Origin of the sequence: Nonomuraea sp. B19D2 (assembly GCF_040137845.1) — a bacterium.
Taxonomy (GTDB): Bacteria; Actinomycetota; Actinomycetes; order Streptosporangiales; family Streptosporangiaceae; genus Nonomuraea.
The window spans coordinates 553,849-564,768 of record NZ_JBEFAK010000003.1; the positions used below are offsets into that span (position 1 = coordinate 553,849).

Genomic DNA, 10,920 nt, shown 5'->3' on the forward strand with positions numbered 1-10,920 from the left:
AAGTCATGAAATCTTGACACTCTGCCTGATGCGGGCCTGGGTGGCGTCGTCGCAGGTGGTCTTGGCGCAGAAGTACATCACGAGCATGGTCTTGGGCTGCCGGTCGATCACGTAGCTCACGAAGCCCAGCCTGGTGCCGCTCCCGGGGTCGTGCAGGGCGCCGTCGAAGCGGGTGGCGGGGCTGGTGCCCGCCTGGTCCTGCACGGGCTTGCCGACGTCGACCTGGCCGGGCAGCAGGGCCTCCATCTTGGCCTTCATCTGGTCGGATGTGCCGCCGGCGTCGAGGGTGTCGGAGACCTGGACGTACACGCCCGAGGCGCTGTCGGGGTCGTCCTCCACGATCTGGGCGACCGCCGTCCAGTCGGCGCCCGGGCCGGCCACGAACAGGGACTCGAACTCCTGCGCGTGCGGCGAGGCCACCGCGAACAGGTCCTGGTGGGTGCGTACGGTCCAGTCGCCCGGATACTCGAACGTGAGCGGCGCGGCGGCGCTGGTCTTGTAGCGGGACCAGGTGTCGCCGCGGTGGTTCATGATGATCATGATGACCAGGGCGAGCGCCGCGACGGCGGCGACCAGCGTGGCGGCCACGATCGGGACGCGGCCGGGGCGCCTCTTGGCCGCCGACGGCTGCGTGGGCGGCGCGAGCCGGGAGGCGAACCCCGGCGCCACGTGCGGCCCCGACGTCGGCGCCACATGGGGCCCGGACGTCGGCACCGCGTGCGGGCCGGACGTCGCCGACACGTGGGGGCCGGACGTCGGCGCCGGAAGGGGGCCGGGCGAGGGGGCCGGGTGCGGGCCTGAGGGCGGGCCGGAGCCCGGCATGGGATAGGGCCCAGAAGGCAGGCCCTGGCGCGGCACGAAGTGGGCGCCCCCGAGCGGGTCGGGATGGAGCCCGCTGATCGCGTCACGCAGCGCGGACACGAACTCCGCGCAGGTCGCATAGCGCTGGTCGGGCGACTTGGCCAGCGCCCGCATCATCACGGCGTCGATCTGCGCCGGCAGCTCGGGCCGCAGGTGCGACAGCGGCGTCGGCTGCTCGGCCAGGTGGGCCCAGAGCAGCGCGATGTCGTTCTCGCGCTGGAACGGCAGCCGCCCCGACAGCCCCTCGTAGATCACGCAGGCCAGCGCGTACTGGTCGCAGCGGCCGTCGATGTGCTCCTTGTTGATCTGCTCGGGCGACATGTAGCGGGGCGTGCCGATGAACTGGTCGGTCTGGGTCAGCCCGGAGATCGACGAGCGGTGCTTGGTGATGCCGAAGTCGGTGAGGTAGACGTGGTCGCCGGCCAGCAGGATGTTGGCCGGCTTGACGTCGCGGTGGATCAGGTCGTGCGCGTGCGCGGCGTCGAGCGCGGCGGCGACCTGGGTGAAGATCTGGTTCGCCTGGCCGATCGGCAGCGGGCCGCGGTCGTAGATGAGGCGGCGCAGGTCGAGGCCGTCGACGTAGCGCATGGCGATGTAGAGCACGCCGTCGGCGTCGGCGTTGGCCTCGTAGATGGGGATGATGTTGGGGTGCTCGATGCTGGCGACCGTTCTGGACTCCAGGATGAACCGCTGCCTGAACCGGTCGTCGACGCTGAGCACCGGGTTGAGGATCTTCAGCGCCACCCGGCGGCTCAACCTGGGGTCGAGCGCGAGGTAGACGACGGCCATGCCGCCTTTGCCGACGATGTCCTCGATGTAGTACCCGGCCACCTCCTGGCCGATGAGCGATCTTTCGTTCAATGGCATCACGTCTCGATGGGGTGGCCGCAGTAGCCGCAGAAGCGGTGCGCGGGCCCGAGTCGCATACCGCACGACGTGCAGTACTGGATCGCCGGATCCGGCGCGGTCATCACCTGCTGTTGCTGCGGGACCACTTGGAACGACTGCGAGCGCCGTACGACGACGGTCTGGTCGGCGCGGTCGTCGAGCGGCGGGCCGGCCGCCAGCGGCTCTGGCAGCCCTGCCGGTCTTTCAGGAGCGCGGCGGCGCCACAGCAGATACGCTCCGCCCCCGGCGGCCAGGAAAAGTATCCCGGCCGCCAGGATGAACGGCCACAGCGGCGCGGACCTGGCGGGCGTGGCCGCCGCCTGCTTCGTGCCCCTGTCCTCGGGCCCGCCCCGCTTGGCCAGCGAGGTCTTGAGCAGCTGGGCGGCCACCACGTTGCCCGGATAGAGCTCCAGGACGCGCTGGAAGCCGGGCGCGGCCTCCGTGTAGTACTTGGTGTGGTAGCGGGTCAGCGCCGCCTCGAACGCGGTGTCGATCGCGCCCCTGCGCGGCACCACCTTGGCCGCGGCGAGGATGCCGGTGATCTCCCTGACGCCGATCATCCTGCCTTCTTTGCCGCCGCCGACCAGCAGGCCGATGACGTGGCCGTCCTTGTCGCCGATCACCGGCGCGCCGATCAGCCCCTTGTCGGCGAGCGCGCCGAGCTTGGCCGGCTCGTCCGTCTTCTTCTTCTTCGGGTCCTTCTCCGGGTCGGCGAACGGCCTGCCGTTCTCGCCCGCCGCGCCGCCCTTGGCCAGGTGGGCGATCTCGACCGTGGCCTGCACCTTCGGGCCCGGCCTGCCGAGGAAGCCCGCCACGCTGGTGGGCGAGCCCTCCTGCTCCGGCACCTTGTCGGCGAGCGGCGCGGTGGGCATGCCGACGCTTCCGGCCGCAGGGGTCACCGGCACGAGCACGGCGGGGCTGTCGGGCGTCGGGCCGGCCTTGATGCACTTGACCTTGAAGCCGTCCTGGCTGGGCGGCGAGACGTTGGGGTAGGCCGTGATCTCGGTGGTCACGTTGACGATGCAGGTCGCCGTGTCGGACTTCGGCGGGTAGCACTCCTGCAGGTGGCGATCGAGCAGGTCGTCGGAGAGCTTGTGCTTGTTGTAGTCGGCCGGGATCTTCACCTTGTGGTGCTCGGCGAAGATCTTGTTCGCCGCGTAGACGGCGACGTCGTCGGGGTTCACCGCCAGGCGCCTGAGCGCGACGATCGTGCCGTCGGGGTTGACGACGGTCCCCGTGCCCGCGCCGAACGGGATGTCGTAGGACCGCTCCACATGTTTGAGCTCGCCGATGTGGTCCAACAGCGTGATCTCCACGTGGGACACGGCTTCCAGCCGCACCACGGCGGGGGTCACCAGGTCGGTGATCCCGCTGGGGTGCTCGTGAGCCGCGACCGGCATCGCGATCAGCACCAGTGCCGCCGCGACACCACCGGCAAGAGCTGTGAGGCGCGCCATCTCCGCTCCAAACGCAGGCCCTAGAACCAGGTTCCCAATCACGTGCTGTAAGTCAATAGATCGCTACATAGACAAGCGCTTGTTTGGTGTCATAACGTACCTGGATGGGCTACACGATCGGCGTCGATGTCGGTGGCACCTTCACCGATGTGGTCCTTCGCGGCACGCACGGCGCGGTATCCGTGGCCAAATGTTTGAGCACCCACTACGACCCCATCGCGGGCATCGTCACCGGCGTTACGCGCGCGCTCGCTGAGCGCGACCCCGCCCAGGTCACGCGGGTGGTGCACGCCACGACGCTGGCCACCAACGCGGTGCTCGAGCGCAAGGGGGTCCGCGTCGCCTTTGTCACGACTCAGGGCTTTCGCGCCGACATCCCGCTCGGCCGCTACGCCCGGGTCGAGGAGGACCGCTACGACCTGCGGTTCTCGCCCCCTCCCCCGCCGGTGGCGGCGGGCGACTGCTTCGAGGTGGTGGAGCGCGTCTCGGCGCGCGGCGCCGTACTGACGCCCCTTGATCCGGAGTCGGTACGTCGCGTCGCCACGGAGATCGCGGCGCGCGGGATCACGTCGGCGGCCGTGTGCCTGCTGCACTCGTACGCCAACCCGTCCCATGAGCGGCAGGTAGCCGCGATCCTCCGCGAATCGATCCCGGACGTGGTGGCCTCGTCGGAGATCTGGCCGGAGATCCGCGAGTACGAGCGTGCCACCACCACCATCATGTCCGCATATATAGGCCCATTGATGGCGTCTTACCTTTCGCGGCTCCGGGAGCGGCTGGCCGAGATCGGGATCCGCGCGCCCATCCACGTCATGGAGTCGAGCGGCGGCGTGATCTCCGCCGAGCTGGCGGCCCGGCGGGCGGTGGCCACGATCGAGTCGGGCCCGGCCGCGGGGGTGCTGGCGGCGGCGGACACCGGGTTCGCGAACGTGATCTCGTTCGACATGGGCGGCACCACCGCCAAGACGTGCGTGGTGCGCGGAGGGCGTCCGGAGATCACGCACGAGTTCCACGTGGGCGGCAAGGGCAGCTTCGGCGGGCGGCGCGCGGGCACAGGCGTGCCGATCAAGACGCCGGCCATCGACCTGGCGGAGGTGGGGGCGGGCGGGGGCAGCGTGGCCTGGCTCGACCCGGCGGGCGCGCTGCGCGTCGGCCCGCACTCCGCGGGCTCGTCACCCGGGCCGGCCTGTTACGGCCTGGGCGGCTCTGAGCCGACCGTCACGGACGCGAACCTCGTCCTCGGCTACCTCTCCTCGGCCTCGCTCCCCCTGTCGCCTGCCCTGGCCGGCAAGGCCGTTGACCGGCTGGCGTCGCCGTTGGGCGTGTCCCGGGAGGAGGCCGCGTACGCCGTGCACGAGATCGTGAGCGCCTCGATGGCGTCGGCGGTGCACGTGGTGACGGTGCAGCGCGGGATCGACCCGCGCGGCTTCGCCCTGGTGGCCTTCGGCGGCGCGGGGCCCATGCATGCGGCGCGGGTGGCGGAGCGCTTCGGGATCGGGACGGTGGTGGTGCCCGCGTACTGCGGCGTGGCCTCAGCGGCGGGTCTCCTGTCGGGCGCCCTGTCCACGGACCGCGTCCTGTCGCGCCTGGACGCTCCCGACCCCGCGGCCGTCTTCGCGTCCCTCGCCGCGGACGCCGCCGCCGACCTGGGCGTCTCGCCTTCGGATCCCGGGGTGCTGGTGTCGCGGTCGGTGGACGTCCGCTTCACGGGCCAGTCCCACGACCTGACCGTGGAGTGGACGCCCGAGCGCGAGGTGCTGGCCTCCCGCTTCTTCGAACGGTACGAGGCGGTGTACGGCATCGCGCAACGGGGCGAGATCGAGCTCGTCAGCTACCGCGTCCGCGTCACCGTCCCCGCCGCCTCTGACGCCGTCCCCGCCCTCGATGCCGCCTCCACCCCACCGCCGCCGGACACTGCCGGGCCGGGCACCAGGCGGGCGTACTTCGTGGAGGCGGGCGGCTACACCGACGTCCCCGTGCACACCAGGGACACCATGGGCACCGGACCCCTCCACGGCCCGGCGATCGTCGAGGACGCCGAGTCCACGATCGTGGTCCCGCCCGGCTGGGCCGCCGCCCTGGCCGAGACCCGCGCCGTACACCTCACCGGGAGCACGACATGCCGGACCCCCTGACCGCCGAGGTGCTCAGGAACGCGCTGGTCGTGGCGGCCGAGGAGGCCAGCATCGTAGTGGTGCGCTCCGCGTACTCGACGTTCATCGTCGAGGGCTCCGACGCCTCGGCCGCCGTCCTCGACGCCGGGGGCCGCCTGATCGCGCACTCCATGGCCACCACGCTCATGAACAGCATGGCGCTCAAGGTGGCACTCCCCGAACTGCTCAAGGACATCCCACCGGACACGATGAGCCCCGGCGACGTGTACGTGCTCAACGACGCCTACCGGGGCGGCGTGCACACCAACGACCTGCTCGTCTACCGCCCGGTCTTCGTCCGGGGCGCCCCGGCGTACTTCACCGCCACCATGATCCACGTCTCCGACCTGGGCGGCCTCTCGGCCGGCGGCATGGCCCCGCTGGCCACGGACATCTTCCTGGAGGGCCTCCAGCTCCCCCCGGTACGCCTGGCCACCAGGGACGGACTCGACCCGGCCGTCGAGGCCGTGCTCAGGGCCAACAGCCGCACCCCCGACAAGGTCATGGGAGACGTACGGGCGCTGGTGGCCGGGACGGCGGTGGCCGCCGCCCGCCTGGAGAGCCTGGCCGGCGAGTACGGCGCGGATGGCCTGCGCGCGGGCATCGACGACTACCTGGACTACACGGAGGCCAGGACCCGGGCGGCGCTGGCCGAACTGCCGCAGGGCCGGTTCGAGGCGGCGTACCCGATCGACGACGACGGCATGAATCCGGAACAACCCCACCACATCCGCGTCGCCGTCACCCTCGGCGGCGACCAGGCCGTGCTGGACTTCGCCGGCACGGACCCGCAGGTCCCGGCGGCGATCAACGCCTCGGCCTCGCAGTCCCTCGCCGCCGCCGTCTTCGCCGTCCGCTGCTTCCTGGACCCCACGATCCCCATGAACGACGGCTGCCTGCGGGCCATCGAGGTGCGCCTGCCCGAGGGCTCCCTGCTCAACGCCCGCTCCCCCTACCCGTGCGGCGGCCGGTACGTCCCGATCTACGCCGCCATGGAGGCCGTCTTCCAGGCCATGTCCGACGCCGTCCCCGACCAGGCCATCGCCGCCAGCGGCATCCTGCAGCCGTTCTCGATCGCCGCGGTGGGGGCGCCGTACTGGATCCACCTCTCCTACGACTTCGGCGGCGTCGGCGCCCGCCCCGGCCTGGACGGCCCGGACGCGACGGGCGTGCACTTCGGCATCGGCCGCAACTCCGTGCCGCAGGCGGAGCCGGTGGAGAGCCGCTGCCCGCTGATCGTCGAGTCCATCGAGACCATCCCGGACTCGGGCGGCCCCGGCCGCTTCCGCGGCGGCCTGGGCTCGCGCACGGTCTACCGCTTCCTGGCGGACTGCCACGTCACGACCCGCGGCGACCGCCTCCGCCTCGCACCCCCTGGCCGCGACGGCGGGTCACCGGGCCGCCTCGGGGGCTTCTTCAAGCGCCACCTGGACGGGACGGTGGAACGCCTGGCGTCCAAGGTCAACAATGTGCGGTTCGCGGCCGGGGAGGCGTTCATCGTGGAGACGACGGGCGGCGGGGGGCTCGGCCCGCCGGGCGAGCGGTCCCGGGAGGCGGTCCTGGCCGACCTCGAGGCGGGGCGCGTCACGCCTCGGGGAGCGGCCGAGGACTACGGATTCCGGCGGCCGAGCAAGTCTGCGGGATCAAAGCTGACGCGGTAAGGCGCCGACAGTGTGATCGTGGTCCCTGCCTTGTAGACGCTGGGGTCCCGGTAGGAGTCACCCTCGAGTTCGTAAACGTAGAGTGCCGGTCCTGGTTCGGGTTCGACGCGCCAGTAGAGGGGAATGCCCGCTGCCGCGTATGCCACCGCTTTGGCCCCTCTGTCATGCATCTTGGTGCTCGGGCTGACCACCTCCACAGCCAGCAGCAGATCGCTGGGCGCGAACATGAGCCCTACCGACTCAGACGCCGCCTCGGGCACCACGACGAGGTCGGGAATGTAGAAATCCTTGTCGCCCGGGCAGACGTTAACAGTGGGCAATGCCTCCAGCCCAGGTGGCGCCGCTTCGGTGAGGATATACGCCAGCCGGTAGATGGCACGCTGGTGCAGGGGGGTGGGGGCAGGGCTCACTACTAGGCTCCCGTTGAAGAGCTCGTAACGATTCCCGTCGTCCGGGAGTTTGAGCAGGTCGTCGACTGTGTATGGCGGCGCAGGAAGGACAAGCTTGCGCCTCGCGGTCGGTTCGATCGTCGCCATTGCGGTCACCCACTCAGTATCGGGAGTCTCGCCCTCGCCCACATGCTACTTGCCCGAATTCCGTCACTTAAAGTCACGAGCCCGCCACGCCCCGGCGCCTTTGTGCACGGCCGTGTGCACGGCCCGGGCCAGCCGCGCCCCCCACTCCGACCGCGGCCCGCCGAACAGTTCCACGGGCCCGTCAACGGGCACCGCCACGCACACCGCGTCCGACGCCGTCCCTGTGCACGGGAACCCGGCCTCGATCAGCGCCTGGGACTTCGCCTCCGTGACGGTCATCACCGCGTTGACCAGGGCCGCGTCCGTCATGGCCACCGGCAGCACGGCCACGATGTTGACGGTGCCCGCCCGGATGGGCGCCAGCTCCGGGTCCTGAGCGCCCTCGGGCGCGGCGGCCCAGGTGGGGACGCGGAGGCCGACGGTCGCGTACGCCTCCACGCCGCCGTCCGAAGCCTGGATGTACCGGTCGACGGAGGCGGCGGTCAGCATGCCGACGCCGTCACCGCCGGGGCCTAACGACACCAGGTGGTCCACCGGGTCCATCCGCGAATAGCCCGCCACCACCTGCGCGTTCAGCACCCATGCACGGACCCCGATGCCGCCGCCGAGCAGCGCGGAGGAGATCATCCGCCACCCCGGTCCGAACTCCCACAGCAGCGCCCCCAGCCGCGCCCCGTCCTCCACCCGATACGTGAGCTTCACGGCCCTCCCCTGACCAGGTGCACGACAGGCCGGCCGTCCGGCCCTGGCTCGATCTTGACATGGGCGTCGAAGTGCCGTCCCACCAACGATTCCGTGAGCACCTGGGCGGGTTTGCCCGAGGCCACCGCGCGCCCGCCGGCCAGCAGGAGGAGGGCGTCGGCGTAGAGGCCTGCGACGGTCAGGTCGTGCAGGGTGGTGACGACGGTCAGGCCGTCGGCCCGGCGCAGCCGGTCCACCAGCTCCAGCACCTGCTGCTGGTGGCCGAGGTCCAGCGCCGTCGTGGGCTCGTCGAGCAGCAGCACGGGCGCCTGCTGGGCGAGCGCCCTGGCCAGCACCACGCGCTGGCGCTCGCCGCCGGACAGCTCCCCGACGCGGCGCATGGCGAGCGCGGTCAGGTCGAGCCGGTCGAGCACCGACGCCGTCACCTCCCGGTCGTGCGCGCTCTCCCGGCCCAGATAGGGGATGTACGGGGTACGCCCGAGCAGCGCGTAGTCGAAGACCGTCATGTCGGGCGGCAGGGCGGGGGCCTGCGGGGCGTAGGCGAGCAGGCGGGCCCGTTCGCGGGGCTTGAGCCGGGCGGACGGCCGGGCGTCCAGGGTGACCTCGCCGCGGTGCGCGACCAGGCCCATGACGGCCTTGAGCAGGGTGGACTTACCGGCCCCGTTGGGCCCGATGACGGCCAGCCACTCGCCGCCGCGCACCTCGAGGTCCACCTCGGAGACGACCTCGCGATCGCCGAGCCGTACGGACAGTCCCTTGGTCCTGATCACGTGGCCGCCCGCCTGGTCATGCGCAGGACGCCGACGAAGAACGGCGCACCCACGAACATGGTCACCACCCCGATCGGCAGCTCGGCGGGCGCGATCACCGTGCGTGCGATGAGGTCGGCCAGCACCAGGAACGCCCCGCCGACGATCAGCGAGAGCGGCAGCACGATCCGGTACGAGCCGCCCGCCAGCCGCCGCACGATGTGCGGGATGACGATGCCCACGAACCCGATCAGCCCGCTCACCGCCACGGCCGCCGCGGTGGCCAGGGAGGCGGCCAGCAGCACGGTGAGTCGCACCCTGGCCGCCCGCACGCCGAGGCTCGTGGCCTCCTCGTCGCCCACGGACAGCACGTCCAGCATCCGCCCGTGCAGCAGGAGCAGCACGGCCGAGACGGCGGCGTACGGCAGGACCAGCCAGAACTGGTCCCACCCGCCGCCGACGTCGCCGAGGATCCACGCGTAGATGCGCTGCAACTCCTCGACGTCGAGCTGCTGGATGAACGTCTGGATCGCGGTCAGGAACGACGTGACCGCCACCCCCGCCAGCACCAGCGTCGCGGTGCCGCCGGCGCGCCCGGCGGTGTTGCCGAGCGTGTACGCCAGGAACACGCCGCCCACCGCCCCGACGAAGGCGGCGACCGGGATGCTCCCGGCCGACACCGGCAGCAGCACGACGGCCACGGTCGTCGCCAGCCCGGCTCCGGCCGCCGCGCCCAGCAGGTACGGGTCCGCGAGCGGATTGCGGAACACGCCCTGGTACCCCGCCCCCGCCATGGCGAGCAGCCCCCCGACCACGGCGGCCACCAGCACCCGGGGCAGCCGCAGCTCGAACAGCAGCCCCTGCTCGACCGGCGCGAGCCCGGAGTCCAGACGCACGAACGGCAGCCAGTCCAGCGCCTGGAGCACCACCTGCCAGGGCGAGATGTCGGCGGCCCCGCCGATCAGGCCGGCGATCATGCAGACGGCCAGCACGCCCAGGGCGCACGCCACCCAGAGGGGTCGGGCCCTGGACGGGCCGGCCTGCCGTGCCATGGTCAGCTCTTGGCCCCGGCCTTGGTCACCGCTGCGCCGACGGCCTCGGCGAGCTGGACGACGCGCGGCCCCCAGCGGGAGGCGAGGTCGTCGTCGAGCTGGATCACCTGGTCGTTCTTGATGGCGGACAGGCCCTTCCACCCCGGCCGCTTGGCCAGGGTGTCCTTGCTCTGCCCGCAGCACTTGACGTCGCCCAGGAAGATCAGGTCGGGGTCGGCCTGCGCCACGAACTCGGCCGACAGCTTGGGATAGCCGCCCGCCTGGTCGGGGGCCTTGTCGGCGATGTTCGTGAGGCCGAACATGGCGTAGACCTGCCCGATGAACGTCTGGGACGTCGCCGCGTACGGCGTCTGGTCGAGCTCGTGGTAGTACGTGAGCTTCTTGTCCTTGGGCGCCTCGGCGGCCAGCTTCTCCATGGCCGTCTTCATGCCGGAGACGACCTCGTCCGCCTTGGCCTTGTTGCCGGTGGCCGCGCCGATCTCGGCGATCTCCTCGTACGCCTCGTCGAGCTTGGCGGCGGCGGGCTCGAGGAGGACGGGCACGTTCAGCTTGCCCAGCTCGGCGACGATCTGGTCGATGTCGTTGGAGACGATGACGAGGTCGGGCTTCTTGGCGACGATGGCCTCGACGTTCGGCTTGAAGCCGGACAGGTCGGTCTTGGGCGCCTCGGGCGGGTAGTTCGACTGGTCGTCGGCGGCGACGACCTGAGGGCCGGCGCCGATGGCGAACAGCGTCTCCGTGTGGGTGGCCGAGAGGGAGACGATCCGCTCGGGCTTCTTGGCGAGGGTGACCTTGCCGTTGCCCGCCTCGATCGTGACGGGGAAACCGGCGGAGGCGGCGGTGGGGGCGGTGGTGGTGGGG

The 10,920-nt window shown here is 71.6% G+C and carries 9 protein-coding genes; 2 read left to right on the forward strand and 7 right to left on the reverse strand.

Annotated features, from left to right (window positions below; genetic code table 11):
* Window positions 1-3: 3 nt before the first annotated feature.
* Entirely contained in the window at window positions 4-1,728 is a 1,725-nt protein-coding gene (locus ABN273_RS09255) for a serine/threonine protein kinase (protein ID WP_349448236.1), read from the reverse strand.
* Window positions 1,728-3,206, reverse strand: a complete 1,479-nt coding sequence (locus ABN273_RS09260) for a hypothetical protein (protein ID WP_349448237.1) — start codon at window positions 3,204-3,206, stop codon at window positions 1,728-1,730. The genes ABN273_RS09255 and ABN273_RS09260 overlap by 1 nt, the downstream gene beginning before the upstream one ends.
* A gap of 104 nt (window positions 3,207-3,310) precedes the next feature.
* Between ABN273_RS09260 and ABN273_RS09265 the strand changes: the two genes are divergently transcribed.
* Both ABN273_RS09265 and ABN273_RS09270 read left to right on the forward strand, forming a co-directional pair.
* Window positions 3,311-5,341, forward strand: a complete 2,031-nt coding sequence (locus ABN273_RS09265; RefSeq protein ID WP_349448238.1) for a hydantoinase/oxoprolinase family protein — start codon at window positions 3,311-3,313, stop codon at window positions 5,339-5,341.
* Window positions 5,326-7,020 (forward strand): hydantoinase B/oxoprolinase family protein, encoded by a 1,695-nt coding sequence (locus tag ABN273_RS09270; RefSeq protein ID WP_349448239.1) that lies wholly within the window; start codon window positions 5,326-5,328, stop codon window positions 7,018-7,020. Before ABN273_RS09265 ends, ABN273_RS09270 begins: the two co-directional genes overlap by 16 nt.
* Here ABN273_RS09270 and ABN273_RS09275 read toward each other — a convergent pair.
* The 5 genes from ABN273_RS09275 to ABN273_RS09295 all read right to left on the reverse strand — a co-directional run.
* On the reverse strand, window positions 6,969-7,556 hold the full coding sequence (locus ABN273_RS09275) for a Uma2 family endonuclease (RefSeq protein ID WP_349448240.1): 588 nt from the start codon (window positions 7,554-7,556) through the stop codon (window positions 6,969-6,971). The two genes, ABN273_RS09270 and ABN273_RS09275, sit on opposite strands and share 52 nt — an antisense overlap.
* A 63-nt stretch (window positions 7,557-7,619) precedes the next feature.
* The gene (locus ABN273_RS09280) at window positions 7,620-8,258 is read right to left on the reverse strand and encodes an adenosylcobinamide amidohydrolase (protein WP_349448241.1); all 639 of its coding nucleotides are present in this window, start codon (window positions 8,256-8,258) and stop codon (window positions 7,620-7,622) included.
* A complete protein-coding gene (locus tag ABN273_RS09285; RefSeq protein ID WP_349448242.1) occupies window positions 8,255-9,028 on the reverse strand; it encodes an ABC transporter ATP-binding protein in 774 nt (257 codons plus the stop codon). Before ABN273_RS09285 ends, ABN273_RS09280 begins: the two co-directional genes overlap by 4 nt.
* The gene (locus ABN273_RS09290) at window positions 9,025-10,059 is read right to left on the reverse strand and encodes a FecCD family ABC transporter permease (protein WP_349448243.1); all 1,035 of its coding nucleotides are present in this window, start codon (window positions 10,057-10,059) and stop codon (window positions 9,025-9,027) included. The genes ABN273_RS09285 and ABN273_RS09290 overlap by 4 nt, the downstream gene beginning before the upstream one ends.
* A 2-nt stretch (window positions 10,060-10,061) precedes the next feature.
* Window positions 10,062-10,920, reverse strand: an 859-nt coding sequence (locus ABN273_RS09295) for an ABC transporter substrate-binding protein (RefSeq protein ID WP_349448244.1), incomplete at its 5' end; no start/stop codon positions are given.

Excerpts from the sequence above, each read along its gene's own strand:
- ABN273_RS09260 (WP_349448237.1), bottom strand. The coding sequence starts at position 3,206 with ATGGCGCGCCTCACAGCTCTTGCCGGTGGTGTCGCGGCGGCACTGGTG.
- ABN273_RS09255 (WP_349448236.1), bottom strand. The coding sequence starts at position 1,728 with ATGCCATTGAACGAAAGATCGCTCATCGGCCAGGAGGTGGCCGGGTAC.
- ABN273_RS09275 (WP_349448240.1), bottom strand. The coding sequence starts at position 7,556 with ATGGCGACGATCGAACCGACCGCGAGGCGCAAGCTTGTCCTTCCTGCG.
- ABN273_RS09290 (WP_349448243.1), bottom strand. The coding sequence starts at position 10,059 with ATGGCACGGCAGGCCGGCCCGTCCAGGGCCCGACCCCTCTGGGTGGCG.
- ABN273_RS09270 (WP_349448239.1), top strand. The coding sequence starts at position 5,326 with ATGCCGGACCCCCTGACCGCCGAGGTGCTCAGGAACGCGCTGGTCGTG.
- ABN273_RS09265 (WP_349448238.1), top strand. The coding sequence starts at position 3,311 with ATGGGCTACACGATCGGCGTCGATGTCGGTGGCACCTTCACCGATGTG.